Annotated in this window: 14 protein-coding genes and 2 pseudogenes; 4 read left to right on the top strand and 12 right to left on the bottom strand. The window is 50.9% G+C overall.

Annotated elements, in window-relative coordinates; all coding sequences use genetic code 11:
* Nucleotides 1-25 precede the first annotated feature (25 nt).
* Nucleotides 26-190: pseudogene (locus tag LAJLEIBI_RS19405) on the bottom strand (cysteine-rich VLP protein); the annotation flags it as partial.
* Nucleotides 191-560: 370 nt separating this feature from the next.
* Here LAJLEIBI_RS19405 and LAJLEIBI_RS16180 point away from each other — a divergent pair.
* From LAJLEIBI_RS16180 to LAJLEIBI_RS16195, 4 genes and pseudogenes are all read left to right on the top strand, one after another.
* The gene (locus LAJLEIBI_RS16180; RefSeq protein ID WP_006443225.1) at nt 561-974 is read left to right on the top strand and encodes a DUF3795 domain-containing protein; all 414 of its coding nucleotides are present in this window, start codon (nt 561-563) and stop codon (nt 972-974) included.
* Nucleotides 975-995: 21 nt separating this feature from the next.
* A pseudogene (locus tag LAJLEIBI_RS16185) lies at nt 996-1,799 on the top strand (helix-turn-helix domain-containing protein).
* A gap of 44 nt (nt 1,800-1,843) precedes the next feature.
* Complete coding sequence (locus tag LAJLEIBI_RS16190) at nt 1,844-2,401, top strand: GNAT family N-acetyltransferase (RefSeq protein WP_006443228.1); 558 nt, start codon at nt 1,844-1,846, stop codon at nt 2,399-2,401.
* Nucleotides 2,402-2,511: 110 nt separating this feature from the next.
* Nucleotides 2,512-3,006, top strand: a complete 495-nt coding sequence (locus LAJLEIBI_RS16195; protein ID WP_006443229.1) for a GNAT family N-acetyltransferase — start codon at nt 2,512-2,514, stop codon at nt 3,004-3,006.
* A 312-nt stretch (nt 3,007-3,318) separates the two neighbouring features.
* Here LAJLEIBI_RS16195 and LAJLEIBI_RS18210 read toward each other — a convergent pair whose 3' ends face one another.
* The 11 genes from LAJLEIBI_RS18210 to LAJLEIBI_RS16250 all read right to left on the bottom strand — a co-directional run bounded on the left by LAJLEIBI_RS18210 (nt 3,319) and on the right by LAJLEIBI_RS16250 (nt 18,987).
* Nucleotides 3,319-3,483: a hypothetical protein gene (locus LAJLEIBI_RS18210; RefSeq protein ID WP_006443230.1), complete on the bottom strand. Its 165-nt coding sequence runs from the start codon at nt 3,481-3,483 to the stop codon at nt 3,319-3,321.
* 341 nt (nt 3,484-3,824) lie between these two features.
* Nucleotides 3,825-4,580: an MIP/aquaporin family protein gene (locus tag LAJLEIBI_RS16205; RefSeq protein ID WP_006443232.1), complete on the bottom strand. Its 756-nt coding sequence runs from the start codon at nt 4,578-4,580 to the stop codon at nt 3,825-3,827.
* 55 nt (nt 4,581-4,635) lie between these two features.
* Nucleotides 4,636-7,695 (bottom strand): mechanosensitive ion channel domain-containing protein, encoded by a 3,060-nt coding sequence (locus tag LAJLEIBI_RS16210; protein ID WP_205689573.1) that lies wholly within the window; start codon nt 7,693-7,695, stop codon nt 4,636-4,638.
* Between the two features lie 11 nt (nt 7,696-7,706).
* Nucleotides 7,707-8,504 carry a transporter substrate-binding domain-containing protein gene (locus tag LAJLEIBI_RS16215; RefSeq protein ID WP_040435059.1) on the bottom strand — a complete coding sequence of 266 codons (798 nt, stop codon included), beginning with the start codon at nt 8,502-8,504 and terminating at the stop codon, nt 7,707-7,709.
* Nucleotides 8,505-8,774: 270 nt separating this feature from the next.
* Nucleotides 8,775-12,131, bottom strand: a complete 3,357-nt coding sequence (locus LAJLEIBI_RS16220; protein WP_149301988.1) for a leucine-rich repeat protein — start codon at nt 12,129-12,131, stop codon at nt 8,775-8,777.
* Between the two features lie 208 nt (nt 12,132-12,339).
* Entirely contained in the window at nt 12,340-13,062 is a 723-nt protein-coding gene (locus LAJLEIBI_RS16225; RefSeq protein WP_040436074.1) for a LytR/AlgR family response regulator transcription factor, read from the bottom strand.
* A 374-nt stretch (nt 13,063-13,436) separates the two neighbouring features.
* Nucleotides 13,437-14,918, bottom strand: coding sequence for an FGGY-family carbohydrate kinase (locus LAJLEIBI_RS16230; RefSeq protein WP_149301989.1), 1,482 nt, complete (start codon nt 14,916-14,918; stop codon nt 13,437-13,439).
* A 13-nt stretch (nt 14,919-14,931) separates the two neighbouring features.
* Nucleotides 14,932-15,816 (bottom strand): ribokinase, encoded by an 885-nt coding sequence (locus tag LAJLEIBI_RS16235; RefSeq protein ID WP_006445102.1) that lies wholly within the window; start codon nt 15,814-15,816, stop codon nt 14,932-14,934.
* A gap of 77 nt (nt 15,817-15,893) precedes the next feature.
* Nucleotides 15,894-16,295: a D-ribose pyranase gene (gene rbsD, locus LAJLEIBI_RS16240; RefSeq protein WP_006445103.1), complete on the bottom strand. Its 402-nt coding sequence runs from the start codon at nt 16,293-16,295 to the stop codon at nt 15,894-15,896.
* A 79-nt stretch (nt 16,296-16,374) separates the two neighbouring features.
* Nucleotides 16,375-17,427 (bottom strand): ABC transporter permease, encoded by a 1,053-nt coding sequence (locus LAJLEIBI_RS16245; RefSeq protein WP_006445104.1) that lies wholly within the window; start codon nt 17,425-17,427, stop codon nt 16,375-16,377.
* A 3-nt stretch (nt 17,428-17,430) separates the two neighbouring features.
* Nucleotides 17,431-18,987, bottom strand: a complete 1,557-nt coding sequence (locus LAJLEIBI_RS16250; protein ID WP_006445105.1) for a sugar ABC transporter ATP-binding protein — start codon at nt 18,985-18,987, stop codon at nt 17,431-17,433.
* Nucleotides 18,988-19,002 lie beyond the last annotated feature (15 nt).

Raw genomic sequence — 19,002 nt, forward strand, 5'->3', positions numbered from 1 at the left:
AGCAGACGGAATAAGAAATCGTCTGCGGACAGGTGCAGTTGTCCCCATCGTCCAGTAACAGGCAGTTGCCGTTATCGTAGTTACAACAGGTATTCCGTATGAGCGCGTTGGCCCGTTTCCTCTGCGCCGCCGTCATGCGGGGCAGGGAGCCGCCCGGCCCGCGCTCGATTGGTTGTAGTTTCTTTTTCATGCATTCCTCCGTTTCCAGCCGTTTCCGTTCCTTTGCCGTTCTTCCCGAAAGCTGTTCCTGCCCCCTCTTGGCGGCGTGTCCCGGCGTTGGCACTCTGGCCTGCTTCGGGCCAAGTTGGCCCGAAGTGACTTCTGGACATTCTGTCCACAAGTGGCGGTGTCATGGCGTGCTTCCCCAGCCGGTGGTATCTCTTTCGGACGGTCATTCACTTGTGCCTGTCCATCGATGAACTAACACAAGTCTACACTTTTTTGACCGCCCGTCCCGTATATTCGAAAGGTTGGAAATCTCGCTGAAAAACACACTATTTCCACGCTCTCGGATTTGTGGTAGAATGAAAGAAACCGTAAGCTGACAAGGAGGGCGGGCCATGAAAATGCCAACAGAAAAAATTGATACGGCTATGTTTGCCCCCTGCGGCATGAACTGTTTGCTTTGCTATAAGCATTGTTATCATAAAAAGCCGTGTGCCGGTTGCCTGAACAGCGACATGGGCAAACCGGAACACTGCCGTAAGTGCAAGATAAAAGATTGTATCAAGGGCAAAGGGCTGGCCTATTGTTTTGAATGTCCCGATTATCCCTGCAAGCTAATAAAAAACCTTGAAAAAAGCTACAACAAAAGGTATCAGGCGAGCCTTATGGAGAATAGCGAGTTTGTTCGTCAACACGGTTTGGAACGGTTCATGGAACAGCAGAAAGGGAAATATACCTGTCCCAAATGCGGGGGTATCATTTCTATCCATGACAGAGAGTGCAGCGAGTGTCAAGAAAGTATGAAGTAAGCGTAAGAGGGGGTGTGCAGATTGGCGTTGACAATACAGGAACGCCTAAAAGACCTGCGTGTGGAGCGCGGCCTGACGCTGGGACAGCTTGCGGAGCAAACACACCTCTCCAAGTCTGCTCTGGGCAGTTATGAAGCGGACGATTTTAAGGACATCAGCCACTATGCCCTTATCAGGCTGGCGAAGTTTTATGGTGTGACTGCCGATTATCTGTTAGGGCTGGCCTAAACGAAAAATCACCCAAACGCCGATCTTGCAGACCTGCGTTTGAGTGACGAAATGATAGACCTGCTGAAAAGCGAACGGATTGACACCGCCCTGCTTTGTGAATTAGCGGTACACCCGGACTTTGTGAAGCTGCTGGCCGATATACAGATTTATGTGGAGGGTATCGCCGCCACACAGATACAGAACCTAAACGCTTGGGTAGACGTGGCGAGGGCTGAAATCATGGAGAAGTACCAGCCGGGAGAGCATGACAAAACCGCCGGTGTGCTGCAAGCCGCCCATGTGCGGGAAGGCGACTATTTCAGCAGCCGGGTACATCACGACATTGACGCCATCATGGGAGACATACGGGAAGCCCACAGGGGCAGAAGCGACAGCGCCCCGGAAAATACCATTGTGGATGAACTCAAGCGGGATTTGGAGGAAGTGGCGAGCTTCAAGGGCAGTCGGGCGGAACAACTGCTGATGGTGTTCTGCAAGCAGACAAAGCTGCGCTACAACAAGCTGACAGAGGAAGAAAAACAATGGCTGACACGGATTGTCCAAAAATCCGAACTGGCGAAAAGTTATGTACCACAGCGAGGAAAAAGAAAATAGCAAGTACGCCTTAGGCGAATAAGGCGTACGAAGGAGGTAATATAATGGCAGAGCTATTTGAAACATTTCCATACCTGAGAAATGACCATATTATCATCAGGAAAATGGTTGAAGATGATGTGGACGACCTTATGGAAATTACGAATAATCCTAACGTCTATCAATATGTACCTCCATTCCTGTATAAAAAGAGCAGAGGCAATTTGCTTGCTGCAATTAGAAACTTGGGCGGGAGAGATTTCGATAAAAAAAAACTGATTATTGCAGGCATTTATCTGTGCGATGAACCCAATAAGCTCATAGGGCTTGCAGAGCTGTTTGATTATAAAAAAAGAATGAACCAAATAACGATTGGCTACCGCATAAACGAATCATATTGGCATAGAGGGATTGCGACTGATACAGTAAGGCTTATAATGGATTACCTTTGTAATGATTTGGGCATTCAAAAGTTGAAAGCATTTGTTATGCCTGAAAATGTATTTTCTGAAAAAGCACTAACAAAAAATAGTTTTCTAAAAGAACCCAATACTGTTCAAGAGAAAAACTGGGGTGGTAAAGAAATCGTAGATTTAAATGTGTTTACCTATGCAGTTTTATAGGGTTTAGTTCCAGTATGTCTTATGGAAGAATACGTACTCAAAAATCAGGAGTTGATTTGTGCGTATTAGGCGGATAAGACAAAACAAGATTTAATTAGTGAGGTAGCAAAATGATATTGAGCACGGAGCGTCTTGAATTAGTCCCACTACTTCCCTATCAGTTAAGATTATGGGTGGAGGACATACCAAAACTGGAGAAAGACTTAAAATGCTCTTATCAAGCAGAGCCAATGGAAGGGCTTTTTCTCGAAATCGTAAAAGGGCAATTAGAAAAAACAGAAAAGAATCCTAACGATTTCTTATGGCATAGCTTTTGGCTTCTGATACGCAAAAGTGACCGGGTTGTTGTTGGCTCTGCCGATTTCAAGGATACTCCGAATACGGATCAAGAGGTCGAAATCGGCTATGGATTGGGAAAAGACTTCGAGCGCAATGGGTACATGACGGAAGCGGTACAAGCCATGTGCAAGTGGGCTTTGGAACAAGAAAACGTGTCCCATGTCATCGCCGAAACGGACATAGACGGGTTTGCCTCACAACGCATTTTAAAACGCTGTGGATTTATTGAAAAAGGACAGGAAAAAACAATATGGTGGCAACTATAAATATGCTGTTGAGTGTGCCTTATTGAATGAAGACGTACTCAACAAATCGGAAGTTGTAAAGGTGGGGTAGCAATGAACTTAGCATTATGGATAGCTATAGGAACAGCGATACTTTGTGCTGGTGTAGCTATATACTATGGTACAAAAAAGAAGAAATAAATTCTGATTTGTCTGGCTGATATAGCTAAGCCTTATTGAATAAAGGCGTACTTACATAGCTGGGGAAATAGCAAAGCCAGCGGGACAGAGGGCGACGGTCAAGGCCGGGTGCAAACCCGTTCATTTCAGCCTTGACGGTTGCCCTCTGTCCTGCTATTTTTTCGGGAGTGTGGCCACAAGTTCGGGACATTTTGTCCCGAAGTCCGGCGTGGGACGATAGACGGGGGCTTTCATATACGCCCTGTCTGCTGATGTAACCAGTCCTGCGCTTGCGGTTTTACGCCCTGCAAGCACAGCCCTGTTTTCCTGCCACTTCAAATGCCCTTGCCCTCCCCGGCGGCAACGGCATTTTCACGGCAACGCCGACAGAGCGTACAACACACTACACTTTGCTTCGCAAAGTCGTGTGCCAAAGGGTGCCCCTTTGGAAACCCCATTGAGAGAGCCGTGGCTATGCCGTGGCCCTCTCAATGCAAAAGACGGGCTATCAGCTTACCGCCGATAGTCCGTCTTTTGTTGCTACATTCCGCTTGCCGACTGCCCAGTCTGAATGTTTCTCAATACTTCCTTATTGGGTGTCAGCCTTGGCCGGACTCCTTTTTCTTCCCTTTTTAGATCGGGACAGTTCCCTGTACTTCTTTTATATGCTGTAAGACTTTTTATTCTTCTCTTTTGCATACGGTTCTGTAGACAACCGCCGCGATCACCGCGCCAAGAAGCGGTGCCGCAATGAACACCCACACCTGTGAAAGCGCCGTGCCGTTTCCGACAAGCAGAGCAGGCCCAAGACTTCTCGCCGGGTTTACGGAAGTTCCCGTAAGCGGGATTCCGAGAATATGTACAAACGCAAGTGTCAGACCGATAACGATCCCGGCCGCCCTGCTGTTCTCCGCTTTGGCGGTAACTCCCAGGATCGTAAAGACAAACACAAATGTCAAAATGACTTCCACGAGTATTGCCCCCGGCATACTGAGGCCTGTATAGGAAGCCTCCGCAAATCCGTTCTGTCCAAGGCCGGTCTCCCATACCGGACCAAGGCCTGTACAACTGATGACACCGTACAGTATCCCGGCTCCTGCGATACCTCCCAGAAACTGTGCCACAAGATACCCCGCAAAGTCTGCGGCGCTCATGCCTTTATTTAAAAATACTCCCAGTGAGACCGCCGGATTAATGTGACACCCGGATACATCACCTATCACATAAGCCATTGCCACGATAGAAAGCCCGAAGGCCATCGCTATTCCAAGAATGCCCAGCGTCCCGTCGATCCCCCCTGACACAGCCGCCGAACCGCAGCCAAACAGAGTCAGGACTGCAGTTCCGATAAATTCTGCAACATATTTTTTCATGTTCTTCTTCCTCCTTTGTACAACTGACACATCGGTCACATCGTAGTACAGCATATGTTGCATGTCAACAAACTGAACACAAACCGTCTTTATTTTACACAATCAGAACGGCCGTCTTTTAGTTCTCTTCCTCTTCCGCTATAAAGCTTTTGGACAGTTCCTTCTGTGATCTGTTAAACTTGTCCGCTCTGCGCTTCTCCCACTCGCTTGCCTTTTTGGCCTCTGTCGGTTCGTTTACGACAACCTGCGGGAATGGTATGTTGATATCATATTTGTCAAAGATAAGCTTCATCTCCCGGTTCAGGTCACGACCCATCTGCACCCTGTCACTCTCTGTACAAAGCACCATGACCCGGATCACAACACTGCTTTCTCCCAGCTCAATAACGCCTTTGTAGAATGGGCCTTCAATAATATTAGTCAGACGCTTTCTGATATTCGGGAATTCCTTCTCCAGAATATTTTCGACTCTTTCGAGTGATTCACCGTATTCTATTCCGACGTCGGCCCACGAGTATGAATACTGCCTTGTCATGTTGATGACGCCGCTCACCTCGCTGTTGCTGATTATCTTGATATTTTTACTGGGGTCCTCGATCTTTGTCGTGCGGATGCCGATCTCAAGCACGGTCCCTCTCCAGTCCCCGATCGTAACGATATCGCCGACCCGGAACTCGCCTTCAAAGATAATGAACAGACCGGCCAGTATATCGGACACGAGCGTCCTGGCGCCGAGGCCGACGACAAGTGTCAGGATACCGGCGGAAGCCAGAAGCGTCTTTGTGTCAACGCCGATCAGAGCCAGACAGTAGTACAGAATGGCAATGACCGAAAAGTATTTGATAAAGCTGTGCAGCAGCCTGCATACCGTCTCGCCCCTCGCACCGAATGTCTTTGACAGCATGCGCAGTATGGCCTGGACAAGTACCGTTATGACACTCACAACGCATATTATAAGGATGCATCCTGTGAGCGCGAAGATGTTCACTCCCCGCTCCCATTCTCCGTTCAGGATATACAGGAAAATGGAATTGCTGCCGAATATTTTTTCTTTCATCATGACTGCCATGCAGATGGCCGCGGCCAAAACCCCCAGTATCATCTTCAGCACTGTGGATATCTGCTGCTCAGGCGTCTTTTCATTCCACCGGATGGACACAGTCTCCCAGCGGCTTTCCGCGGTTTCTGTCTTTCTCACGCTTCCGTCAGGCATGACGACATCAATGTTCCGCCTTCCTGCGCCGTCCTTAACGGCATCTGCTTCTTCCCGTCCGCTTCGGCTGAGTGTGAGCAGAAGAAAGACAAACAGAAGACATATGAAGCTGACGGCGCCGCACGCAAGAGTTATCGGCAGACGGGCGCCTGTCATGGCGTCCTTTGGCACAACCACATAGATATAGTCACTTTTTGTTTCGAGTGATGAGCCGTAATATGTCTTGTTGTCAACTGTTATATAATCACAGTATGCATCTTTAAACTGCTGCTTTTGCATGCCGTAGGAGACCGCGCTTCTTCCCGTCAGCTTTTCCTTTGGATAGTACGCAAAGGTCTTATCCTTTTTGTCCACGGCAAATACAAAGCCTCCCTTGCCTACTTTTGTCTTCTCCAGCACCTTGTCTATCTGCATATTAGATAAGGTCTCCTTCAGCTTGGACGGCGTGACGGATATCTGGACAAACCCGTCTGCATCTCCTCTGTCGTCCCGCAGCGTTACTCCGATATACTGATGATAGCCGCCCGACACCTCGTCGGTCTGTGCGTCCTGAATAATGTAGTCCGCGCCATTGAGCAGCTTATTAAATTCATACGACTGATCCTCAGGATCCCCGCTGAGCTTGAAATTCGTGTAAGGGGAGCTGGTAGCCGTCTGCACACCTGCCATGTCGAACACATTGACCGCCTCTACGTCGAGTGCTTTGCTTAATTCTACAAGCGCATCCTTCTGTGCAACTCCGGGATCTTGACTGATAATATAGGAGGCGATCCTGCCCTTGTTCAAATACCTTGCATTATACTGCTCTGTCGTCTCATCGATATCTTTTTCATAATGCTTCAGTGTTTTCTCCACCTCAGCCACGCGCTCATTGTTCCCCATAGACTGGCGTGACAGCGCGAACAATGTCTGCATATAAAACGTTATGATGAGGATAAAAATAAGTCCCACCACGGAAATAGTACCTATTTTCCGCCCGATCACTCTGTCGTAGCAGAATTTTCCCCACGCACTGGAGCCGGCCTCTTTCTTTCCGCTTTTTTCTCTGTCCTTCATCATAAATATGGAATATGTGATCACAAGCGTCATAACCGCAAAGAAAGCAAAAAGTATTCCCGCAACGGTAACGCCCCGCGAGGAAATTATTTCCTTCTCACTTACAGCACATATGATATAGGCATCCTGCTGCTTCGTGATCCCGCAGTAAAACTTCTCACCGTTTACGGTCAGCCATGTATAGTTGTTGTCTTCCAGCTCCTCTACCGGAATGCCCGCATCGAGCGCATCCGTTCCGGACAGCTTTTCGTCCGGATGATATAAAAAGGTGTAATCTTTTTCTGACACGGCAAAGGCATAGCCCTCCAGGCCTACGCTTACATTGCCCAGAATACTTTTCCATGTGGAAGTCTCCTCCAGAAGCTTGTAAAGCTCCTCTGGGTCCTGTTCGATCACGACCATCCTGTCATCATCGATCCTTGAGCCATAATAGCGGAGACTTGTCTCTTTGTTCCGTACTTCAAAGGCTTCTGAAGCCTCCCCTGTATCAAATACAGTGCGCAGCTGGTTATACCTGCTGCGGGTAAAGTCCGCCGGAGATTCCTGCGCCAATGCGACCTTATTTCCCCGGCTGTCCACGACGAGCACGTTCGTGACTTCCAGCAGGCTGCGGTACTCCTCAAGTCTGCCGTCTGTATATTCATCGGCTGTCTGCCTCTGATACATGTAGGACAGACTGTCAGCCTTTGATCTGTAAATATCATCGAAGGACACGGTGATCTGATCTGCTGCTTCCCCGGCGCTTTTGAGCAGGCTGCTCATCTCATGTACTTTATCTTCTGTATTTTTCTTCTGATCGTTCACGGATAGATCCGTCTGCATGCTGAGCAGAAAGAGCCCGAGCAGGACCAGGCAGATAATTTCCGCCCCAACGGCAAGAAGCGCTTTTCTTTTTAATTTCTCAGACAACTTTATCCCCCCTAATCCCATTTATCGATCAGCCGCTCAACTGTCCCGTCGTCCAGCATCTTCTGGACAGCGTCCGCGACCGGACCGCTCAAATCTGAGTCTTTCCGCGTCGCAACACCGTATTGCTGCTCGGCGACCACAACGTCCAAAAACTCACGGTTTTCATTCATATATGTACCTGCGATGCATTTGTCCATGCACACCGCATCCACGGCGCCCGTCTCAAGCGCCGTATCCAGATCTGAATATTTCGCGGTCTTCACGACGCCGGCCCCTTCGTACACTGTAGCCGTATCTGTGTTGGAGACGACCTTGTCTGTTATGATCCCCAGGTCATACAGCTTCTGTGCAAGCAGGGGGCCTGCGTTGGAACCGGACACAATGCCGACCGTCTGGTCTTTCAAATCGTCCGCACTGTGAAAAAGCGCAGATTTCTCTGCCATAATAACCGTCTCATCCGTATAATAAGGCGGGGAAAAATCAAAGTTTTCCTTTCTCGTATCTGCAATCGAGTAGGCTGCCACGAGACAGTCCACCTTTCCTTCCTGCAGCATCTCCTTCCTGTTATCCGGCTGTACCGTAACAAATTCAACCTCCTCGTAACCGAGCTTCTCTGCCAGCTTATTGGCAAGGTCTATCTCCATGCCGTAATATCTTCCGGTCTCTTTGTTCAGATACCCAAAATTCATAATATCGTCGCGCACTCCCACTCTGAGCGTCCCGCTCTTCTCCCGGCCGCCGCATCCTGTGAGAACGGCTGCCAGAGTGAGCAGCCCGCACAGCAGCGCGCTTAACCTTCTCATCTTCATTTTTCTTTCCCCCTGTGATGTTTTCATGACTGAAATATTAATCTGATTATATTTCTTTTATGAAAAAAAGGAAATGGAGAGCGCTCATATTATGCTTCTGTTACCAAAAACGCATAAATTTTACTGTTTGTCTTTAATAGCTGCCGCGTTCTACAGTAACTGTATATAAAAACGCCCCTCTGTCCGGGCAGAGGGGCGTAAAATGAAAGAGGAGACTTAGGCAGAACCGGCGCGGTACAGGCCGCGCCGGTTCTTTATCAGTCTCTTCTCTTATCTTACATTATGACATTTTGTACGGTGCCGCTTTCGTAAAAATATCAGGAGGGCGCAGACCGTCAGAGAGGCCAGCATGACAAGCACCGCGGCTATCGGATCCAGAGGATCGCCCGTCTGAACACCGCTTCCGGTACTGCGGCTGTTTCCTCTGCCGTCGCCTCCCGGAACGAACACCGCAAAGGGGGACAGTCCCCCGAAGGTTCCTGTCACCGCGCCGTTCTCCACCGGCACTTTAATGCGCTCCAGCTCCCTTCTGTGGCAGTGCATCACGGTCGCTGTCCGCCCGTTGTACCCGGTGCCTGCCGGGATCGTCACGTCCACCTCACCCTGAACCTCCCCTGCCGAAAGGCTGATATCGTACAGCAGCAGCGGACCGCCGTTGTCTTTTCCGTACGCGCGTATGGTAGCGCAGGCAGAATCATCATCCCCAGTGTGCAGTGTGCCCGATTTCACGTTCAGCATCGCGTCCTCCGTAAAGCTGCCTCTCACTGTGACCCCGGTGGACGGATCCCGAAGCGTACGCTCGGAGTAAGATGGCGTAAAATGGGCCGTCACCGTGACGTGGGCCGCCGGCATCGTAAAGGTAGTGGAAGCTTCTTCCGCGTTGGCGAACGCACCGCCGCCGGATGAGGTCCACCGGTCAAACTTCCGGCCGGCAGATGGGGCGGTCATGAGAGACACACTGTCATTTTCCTGGTACAGACCGCCCTTTGTTGTGTCTGTTCCGCCGGCCACCGTCAGCCGGTAGCCGGGGACAAGTGTCCAGGTATTGCTGTCGACCGGGGTACTGAGGCCGCTCTTCCATGTATCATTGTAATTGCTCTCCTTCCCGGCAGGGTAGTAGATGGTACCGCTGCCGGCAATAAAATACAACGCACCACCTCCTATCGCTTTTGGGGGGCGGTCCCCCAAAAAGGTCAGAGATGCAAGGCCTCCGCAGTTATAAAACGCAGCATCCTCAATGGTTTCCAGGCTGTCGGGGAATATCACTTTTGTAAGGCTGAGGCAGCTCCAAAACGCAAATCCTTTAATAGTCCTCACACCGTCAGGAAGCACAAAGCTCGTATCAGCGTTTCCGATGGGGTAAATAAGCAGCGTTTCCATCTTTTTATCATACAGCACACCGTTTTCACTGGAAAAGTATCCGTTTCCGTCCGCAACTGTAAATGACTTCATGCTGGCACACTCCGAAAACGCAAAGTCACCAACGGTTTCCAGGTTCTTTGGGAGCGTAACCTCTGTAAGGCCTCTGCAGCCAGAAAATGCGTAGGATCCAATGGTCTGCAGACTACTCGGGAAGACTGCGGCGGCAAGACTGCCGCAGCCCCCAAATGCGTTATCCTCAATGGATCGCAGACCGTCCGGGAAGACTGCGTTTTTTAGGCTGCCACAGCCATAAAATGCATTGCTTCCAATCGTTTTCAGTTTATCCGGGAAAATAACAGTGGTGAGTCTTCCGATGTTATTACGAGCTGATCCTCCCATCTTTATCAGGCCGTCCATCTCCGACAAGTCCAGGATGGTCAGATTTGTCCAGTCACTGCCAGTCTTGTAGAGGCTCCGCAGATAATCCCAGTTATCTCCGGTGAATTCCGTGGCATCTCCTCTGAGCGTTATGGCAGTGTAGTCCGCCTTATTGCCGCCGCCAAGCGCAGTTGTGACTTTGTTCGCCACCTCGCCGGGGGCATCGTTATCCACTTCCACGACCAGGTTATACACTCCGCTGCTCCAGCCTCCGCCGGCGGAAAGGTTCAGTCCGCTGATCCAGGCGGCATCATAGCCGGGCGCATCGCTCGGGTAATACAGCCGGCCGCCTCCGGCGATATTTGCAAACGCGCCAGATCCAACGCTCGGAGGGGTGCTGCCCGTAAAGGTCAGAGAGGCAAGGCTTCCACAGGAATTAAAAGCATTAGTGCCGATGGAGGTCAGGTTTTTTGAAAAAGTCACTTCCGTTAGCCCGCGGCAGAAATAAAATGCATTGTTTCCAATAGATTCCAGGTTGTTCGGGAACGTTACCTCCGTAAGCCCGGTGCAGTTGCTGAACGCATAACCCTCAATGGTTTTCAGGCTGGACGGGAAGGTCACACTTTCAAGGCTGGGCTGGATGCTGAACGCGCCTTCTCCAATAGTCATCACACCATCCGGAATGGTGAAGCTTATATCAGTCTTTCCTTCCGGGTACCGAAGAAGTGTTTCCATCTTCTTATCATACAGTACGCCCGCCTTGCCGGTAAAGTATGGGCTTTCACTCTCAACTGCAAATGCTGTAAGGCTGGTGCACCCAGTAAACGCGCTGCTTTCGATGGTCTGCAGCTTTGATGGGAAGGTCACCTCCGTAAGGCTGATGCACCCAGTAAACGCACCACTCCCGATAGTTTCCAGGCTGGACGGAAAGGTTACACCTGTCAGGCCAGCGCAATATCCAAACGCATCATTCTTAATAGATTTCAGGTTGTTCGGGAAGACTGTCTCCTTAAGGCTGCTGCATCTATAAAACGCAGCCTCCCCGATGGTTTCCAGGCTGGACGGGAAGGTCACCGCGATGAGCTTTGCCGGACTCTTCTGCAGATTTAAGGCTTCGGCTTCCACCTTGCTCAGGCGGCTCATCCCCGACAAGTCCAGGGTGGTAAGGCTGTTCCATTCGCTGTCCTCTTCATACAGCCCCCGGATATAACCCCAGTTACCCTCCGTGAGCTCCGAAGCGCTGCCCGTGAGTATTATGGCAGTGTAATCCGCCTTATTACCGCCGCCAAGCTCCGCCTCCACTGCGTTTTTCACCGCGTCAGTGCCATTTCCGGTCACTTCCACAGTAAGGGCGGTGCCCGCAGAGACCGTCTGAAGTGCCGGAGCACTCTTGAGAGCACTATTCGTCTGTGCTTCTTTTACCCGCACCGTGATCCGGGGCAGGCTCACCTCCTTTGGCACGGTATATCCTTCGCCGGGCTTTGGGGTCAGGACATACTCCCCGGGCTTCTCACTGTCATAGGCAGGCCCGCTCTCCCACGTCACGGGAACATTCTCCGCTGACGGCGCGGAAGTCTCCCCGCCGTTCTCCGCCGGTTCCTCCTGTACACGGAAGACCATGGCCTCCAGTTCCCCGGGCAGGTTTAACTCCTCCCATGCGGTGCCCTGCGGCACCTTTCGCTCCGTGCTGTTATCCGGCAGCGCTAAGAAGGACTGTATCTGCCCCTCCGAAGGAGCCACCGGCGTCTCCGCCCTTGCGGCCAGAGGCATAGTCATGCCCAAAAGCACCGCTGTGGACAACAGCAGTGCCAGTATCCTCTCTTTTCGTTTCTCTCCCATACATTTCCTCTCTTTCTCCCTGCTGCTTTCTGTGCTGTACTTTCCCATCACCCAGAAGCCCCTGAACGCAGGACGGTCAGAAGCTTTGAAGTACCCGCTGGGCGGGTACTTCAAAGGGGTATACCCCTTTGATCGATCTCTATTTTATTCCGGTGCTTTTTCACCCCGCGCTGCCCAGCCTTTCTCCGGCAAAACTTGCTGACGTAGATATAATTACGTCTTTTTATGTACACCTCGGTTGGTAAGCCGCACTCATTTACGCATTCCTGCCCACGATCTCGAATTTTCTCTCCTCCCATGCGCGGCGGACCAACTCTGTTTCACCCCTGCGGATGGGAATCAGCATATCGTCACGCATGACAGCTTTGCCCCTCTGCACCGCGATCACATGGTCAAGGTTGATGACATAGCTTCGGTGGCTGCGCAGAAAGCGGCTGTCTGCAAGTTTTTCCGTCATCCCCTGCACGGATTCATACGGGTTGTACGTACCGGTTCTCGTATGTACTATACAATTCCGGTTGTTTCCCTCAATATAATAAATGTCGGAATACGGGATACGTTCAAAATGCCGGGACACCATGATCTTCAGTGACTTTTCCGCCCCTTCCAACACTTTAAGCGCACGGAAAAACGCCTCATCCACGCCCTCTTGTTCCACGGGCTTCAGAAGATAATGCACTGCCCACACACTACTAAAGCTTTGGGACAGATAGTCCTTTGTAACGGTGGTGAACACCACCGGCGAGTAATTGCCCTCCCGGCGCAGTTTCAAAGCAGCATCCATGCCGGATATCCCCGGCAGAAGGAAATCCAGAAAAAACATGGAAAAGAAGATTTTCTTTGCAGCCTTCAAAAGCTCTTCAGCAGTGCCAAATTCCTCAATCTCCGCTTCCACGTCCTGGCGTGCCATCGCTGTTTTTATCTGTTCACAGAGCGCTTTCCGCTCCTTATTGTTATCTTCACAGACTGCAATTTTCATTTTTTCCTCCTTATGAATCATTTTATCTGGTGTGATTTTCGTTTTTTTATTTTTCTCTTCAACTATATCATAATGCGAAGTATGACGCAACATAAAAGAAAATAATAAATATTATAATGTAGTGAATTGCACTTAAATAGCCAATTTATGTCTTGGTCCATGACATCTTTCCGCACGGAAGCAGCCGTGATCCGGGCGCTGCCGGCAGCTGTTCCCGTGCGGCATCCGCGGCCGGAATCAAGGAACCTCCTTTGACCGGTCAGATGGCAAGAGCGCAGAACAGAAGGCATAAGCAAAACCAGCCCCGAATGATAATATCATATCATTCGGGGCTGGTTTTGCGTTTCATCCACATTGACCCGCAGCATCTTATTTTATTTTGTCAATACGGAAGACACTGCTGATTTCCAGCCTTCATATTTTCTGTCTCTTAATGCGCCGTCCATTTTCGGCTCATATTTTACCCGCTTTAACTTATTGAAAATGCGCTCGTCCCACACGCCGAGGGCAAGTCCTGCCGCGTACGCCGGGCCGATGCCCGACAGTTCTTCTGAATCCGGCACCTGTACCGCGGCCTCCGCAATATCGCTCTGGAACTGCATCAGGTAGCTGTTTCTCGTCGGACCTCCGTCCACACGCAGCTCCTCCACTTTTACCTTCGCGTCCTCGCTCATCGCTTTTACGATGTCCGTGATCTGGTAGGCGATACATTCCACTCCTGCCCGCGCCACTTCCGCTCTTCCCGTCGTCCTCGTCATCCCGACGATGGCCGCCGCCGCGCGGCTGTCCCAGTACGGCGCTCCAAGGCCCGAGAAGGCCGGGACGAGATACAGCCGGTCGTCCTTCACCGCCTCCCGCGCCAGCGCTTCCGTCTCCTGCGGGGAGCTGATGAGTTTCAAGTCGTCCTTCAGCCAGGTGATGACTGCTCCGGTGTAGTTCAGGTTCCCTTCCAGCACGTAGTTCACCTTCCCGCTCATGCTCCACGCCAGAGAGGTCACGACCCCGTGGGTGCTGAGCACCGGTTCTTCCCCGATGTTCATCATGATCGAGGAGCCGGTTCCGTACGTGGACTTTATCATGCCCGGCTTCCGGCAGCCCTGGCCGAACAGGGAGCCGTGGGAATCGCCCAGCACCCCGTGTATCGGCACGGGCCTCGGGAGCAGCCCCTCAAAGTCCGTCTCTCCGAAGTCGGCGTTGGAGTCGCACACCTCAGCCAGGTTGGCCGGGTCGATGCCGAACAGGCCGCAGATCTCCTCATCCCAGCGCAGCGTGAAGATGTTAAAGAACTGGGTCCTCGATGCGTTGGAGTAATCCGTCTTGTAGGACGTTCTGCCCGTCAGTCTGTAGATGAGCCAGCTGTCGATGGTGCCGTGGCAGATATCGCCCGCGGCCGCCTTCTCCTTTGCCCCGTCCACGTGTTCCAGGATCCAGGCGATCTTGGAGGCCGGGAAGTAGGGGGACAGGTTCATGCCGGTCCTGGCGCGAATCTGCTCCGCCGCGCCGAGCTTCTCCACCCGCTCACAGATATCCGCGGCCCTGGCGCACTGCCAGACGATGGCCTGCCCGAGAGGGGCGCCGGTGGAGCGCTCCCACGCAAGGGACGTCTCCCGCTGGTTGCTGATGCCGACACCGGCGATCTGCTCCTTCGCAATGCCGGACTCCGTCACAAGCCGCGTTACCACCTCAATGGTATTGTGGTAGATCTCCTCCGGATCGTGGGAGACCCATCCCTTTTCATTCACGATCTGCCTGTGGGGCTTATCCGTTCTCCGGATGAGACTTCCGCTCCCGTCAAAGAGAAGGGCCTTTGTCCCCTGCGTGCTCTGGTCTATACTGATAATGTATTTTTCTGACATTTCTTCCACCCCTTTATAACTCTGTATTCAGCACTTCCTCTTTCAGCGGGATGGATGCCGTGGCACCTTCCCGCGACACTGCGATGGCGGAAGCTCTGGCCGCCAGCTCGAGACCGGCCGGTACGGACATCCCCTCTATGATAGAAGAGATGAAATACCCGGTGAACGTATCACCGGCCGCAGTCGTATCCACTGCTTTTACTTTAAAGATTCCCTGACGGCAGATCTCTTCCTTATACTGGTAGACAGAGCCGTCGCCGCCGAGCGTCAGCACAACCTTTGCGTCCGGATATATTTCTTTTAATTTCGCGAGGATCTTATCTGTATCCTCCTCCCCGGTCACCTGCGCTCCTTCAATCTCATTTAACAGAAACATAGATATCTTATTGAAGTCGCATCTGTCAAGCGCGCTGTTATACGGCGATGGATTCAGTATGATCATGAGTCCCTTCTCGTAAGCAGAGTCGATGATATAGTCAAGCATATTGACTTCATTTTGCAGAAGCAGAATATCCCCTTTCTCAAAGTGGGCAAGCACTTCGTCCACATACTCTTTCGTGATGCTCTGGTTCGCGCCGCCGTACAGCAGAATACAGTTCTGCCCGGTTTTATCCACCTGTATGATCGTGTGGCCCGACCTGCCTTCGATTTTTCTGATGTAATCTGCTTTTACGCCGCCATCACGGCATGTTTTAAGGAGAATATCTCCTTCCTCGCCGATCATACCTGCATGGTAGACCGTTACCCCGGCCTTGGCAAGGGCGATGGACTGGTTCAGTCCCTTTCCGCCGCAGAAAACATTCATACCATAAGACGCCAGGGTTTCCCCCGGCGTCACCATATGGTCGACGGAATATACATAATCTAAATTTAAAGATCCAAAATTCAAAACTTTCATATACAATTCCTCTCGATTTTATATTGTCACGCCTTGCTGCCACACCGGTGTTCAACAAGGCGCCTGTGACTGAGTTCCTACGCCGGGAATGCCACCCCGGCCCTTAATATAATGTTTGGGTACGGTGTAAACTCCCCTGTGCGGACGGCAAACTTGATGCCCCCGGACATCTTTTTAAGCTCCACATGGCTTATCATCTCAACGTCCGCGTCAGGGAGCTTTTCCCTGATATAGGCCAGCAGCTTTGGATTTTTCTCTACAATTTCCTCCGCAAGCGTATACGCTTCCACTTCCGTCTCGCCGAGAACCGCATCCATCACCTGCCGGTAAGTCGGCACCCCTCCGCACAGAGCCAGATCTACGAGCTCTACCCCTTTTGGGATCGGCATGCCGCCGTCCGCGATCATAAATAAGTCCTTGTGCCCGAGACCCGCGATCAGCCCCGCAAGCTGCGCATTAATAATGCCCCTTTTTTTCATACAATTCACCTCAATTTCGATAGGGGTCAGACCCCTGTGGCCACAGGGGTCTGACCCCTATGAAAATTCTTCAAATTGTCTATTTATTTTCGTTCCGTGCCTGCAGTGCCATCTTTGCCTGAAGGTTCCTCTGTACCTGGTCAATGATCACGGCGATGATGATCACGAGACCTCTGATGATCTTCTGCCAGAACTCTGTTACACCGCACATTGTCATACCGTCGTTGATGACGCCGATAACGAACGCGCCTACGATCGTACCGCCGATAGTTCCGACGCCTCCGGCCATGGATGTTCCGCCGAGTACGGATGCGGCGATCGCGTTCATTTCCCAGGATTCACCAGTCTTTGGCGTGGCGGATACGAGCTGTGATGTGGCGATGATACCTACAACTGCGGAGCAGAAGCCTGAGAATGCGTATACCCAGATCTTTACTCTGTCAACTTTGATACCGGACAGCTTGGATGCTTTCTCGTTTCCTCCGATGGATAATACATGCCATCCAAATGGTGTCTTCTTTAATATGAGTCCTGCAACGACGGCGATGATGGCGAGTATGAGAACGCCGCACGGGATCGATGTCCCGCCAAGGTTTCGGCCGAATACTTCAAATCCGGTATTGCCAAGTCCTTCGCTTCCGGATATTTCCGAAAAGGTGGCGCCGTTGGAACGGATATTTGCAAATCCGCGCCAGATATACATTGTGCCAAGTGTGGCGATGAAAGGCGCCACATTACATTTTGTGATGACAAGGCCGTTGATCATACCCATCAGCGCTCCGAGAAGTACGGTGATAAGAACGATCATGGGAACGCTGAAGTATAAGGTTACGCCGAACATCTTAAGTGTGAGGCCTTCCTGTATGAGACCGCCGGCTATCATTCCGGCCAGGCCTGCCACAGAACCTACGGAAAGATCGATGCCGCCGGTGATGATGACGTAGGTCATACCGATCGCAAGGATCCCGTAAAGCGCCACGTGCTTTGCCACGGTCAGAAGCGCGCCCGCACTTAAGAAGTTATCTGCTGTGATACTGAAGAATATGAGCAGAATGATCAATACAATGAATGTACGGCCCTTTAAAAGGGTCATCATTAACTTATTATTTCCTGATTTTTGTTTCGCTGCCATAATTTAACTCTCCTTTTCCTCTATATGATGGCCCTTGTAAGAAGCCAGTACCAATGTATCCTGCTGTATCTCGTCCCCGAAGAATTCGCCTGTCTTGATACCATTTGACAGTACGATCACGCGGTCCGCGATAGACACGATTTCCTGCAGCTCTGAAGAAATGACTATAATGGACAGCCCTTCTTCTGCATACTTGTTGATAATGTCGAACACTTCCGTCTTTGCTCCGATGTCAATGCCGCGGCTTGGTTCGTCCATGAGCAGAATCTTCGGCTCTGTCAGAATACCTTTGCCGATAACTACTTTCTGCTGGTTACCACCTGATAAGGAAAGAATCGGCAGCTTTTTATCTGCCACTTTTATCTGGATGTCTTTGATCTCTTGTTCTACTTTTTCCGCTTCCTTTTTACTGTCCAGAAACGGTCCTTTTTTATATCTTTTCAGCGCGGACAGGGCACAGTTTTTCTCTATATCCAATGTCTGCACGAGTCCCTGCGCCTGTCTGTCTTCAGGAATGAGCGCGAAACCGTTGTCGATCTGCTGGGAAATGGATTTGATATTCAATTCCTTCCCATTCATAAATACCTGGCCGGTATGTTCCGGGTGCAGTCCCATGAGACACTCAAACACTTCACTGCGTCCGGCGCCCATCAGACCGTAGATCCCGAGAACTTCTCCCTTTTTAAGTTCAAAATCCAGGTGGTCTACGAGATACCCACCGCCGGCTTTCGGGAGACACAAGTCCTTTACTTCCAGGACATTTTCCACCTTGTTCCAGTCTACTTCGCGGTCTCTCTTTGGATAAGATTTTGCACCGCCTGTCATCTGGTGGACGATCCACGGAACGTCGATCTCTTTGACATCCGCGTCTGCCACGTATTTGCCGTCCCTGAGGATCGTGACATGGTCGCCGATCTCCATGATCTCTTCCAGTCTGTGTGATATGTATACGATAGAGATTCCCGCCGCCGTCAGTTCTCTCATGATCTTGAAGAGAACTTTAACTTCCTGCTGGGAAAGAGAAGAGGTAGGTTCATCCATGATGAGCACCTTCAGGTCGTCCTCTACAAGGTTTCGCGCGATCTCGATCATCTGCTGCTGGCCCACGCGGAGCTCTCCGACTTTTGCATGCAGATCAAGCGGGTGCTCCAGCCGCTCCAGCACTTTTTTGGCGCCTTCCATGTGCGTCTTATTGTCCAGGGCGACCTTTCCTTTTGTCTTCTCTTTGTTCATGTAAATGTTCTGGTATACGTTCAGATTCGGAAACAGGCTCAGCTCCTGGTGAATGATGCCGATTCCGTGCTTTCTGGCCTCTGTCGTATTTTTAAAGAATACTTCCCTGTCTCCGATGTACATTTTACCTTCATTTGGCTGTTCGATCCCGGCGATCATTTTCATCAGAGTGGATTTACCGGCGCCGTTTTCTCCGATGAGCACATTTACTTTTCCTTTTAAAAGGTCAAATGACACTTCATCGAGCGCTTTTGTACCGGGGTAGATCTTACTTATTTTTTCTGCATGGAGAAATACATCGTCCCTGCACTTATATGTCTCACCCATAGTTCATATCTCCTT

The sequence above is a fragment of the [Clostridium] hylemonae DSM 15053 genome (genome assembly GCF_008281175.1).
In the GTDB taxonomy this organism is placed as follows: Bacteria; Bacillota; Clostridia; order Lachnospirales; family Lachnospiraceae; genus Extibacter; species Extibacter hylemonae.

Coding starts and splice junctions, on each gene's coding strand:
- LAJLEIBI_RS16180 (WP_006443225.1), top strand. CDS start 561: ATGAAAATGCCAACAGAAAAAATTGATACGGCTATGTTTGCCCCCTGC.
- LAJLEIBI_RS16190 (WP_006443228.1), top strand. CDS start 1,844: ATGGCAGAGCTATTTGAAACATTTCCATACCTGAGAAATGACCATATT.
- LAJLEIBI_RS16195 (WP_006443229.1), top strand. CDS start 2,512: ATGATATTGAGCACGGAGCGTCTTGAATTAGTCCCACTACTTCCCTAT.
- LAJLEIBI_RS16205 (WP_006443232.1), bottom strand. CDS start 4,580: ATGCAACATATGCTGTACTACGATGTGACCGATGTGTCAGTTGTACAA.
- LAJLEIBI_RS16215 (WP_040435059.1), bottom strand. CDS start 8,504: ATGAAGATGAGAAGGTTAAGCGCGCTGCTGTGCGGGCTGCTCACTCTG.
- LAJLEIBI_RS16220 (WP_149301988.1), bottom strand. CDS start 12,131: ATGGGAAAGTACAGCACAGAAAGCAGCAGGGAGAAAGAGAGGAAATGT.
- LAJLEIBI_RS16225 (WP_040436074.1), bottom strand. CDS start 13,062: ATGAAAATTGCAGTCTGTGAAGATAACAATAAGGAGCGGAAAGCGCTC.
- LAJLEIBI_RS16230 (WP_149301989.1), bottom strand. CDS start 14,918: ATGTCAGAAAAATACATTATCAGTATAGACCAGAGCACGCAGGGGACA.
- LAJLEIBI_RS16235 (WP_006445102.1), bottom strand. CDS start 15,816: ATGAAAGTTTTGAATTTTGGATCTTTAAATTTAGATTATGTATATTCC.
- rbsD (WP_006445103.1), bottom strand. CDS start 16,295: ATGAAAAAAAGGGGCATTATTAATGCGCAGCTTGCGGGGCTGATCGCG.
- LAJLEIBI_RS16245 (WP_006445104.1), bottom strand. CDS start 17,427: ATGGCAGCGAAACAAAAATCAGGAAATAATAAGTTAATGATGACCCTT.
- LAJLEIBI_RS16250 (WP_006445105.1), bottom strand. CDS start 18,987: ATGGGTGAGACATATAAGTGCAGGGACGATGTATTTCTCCATGCAGAA.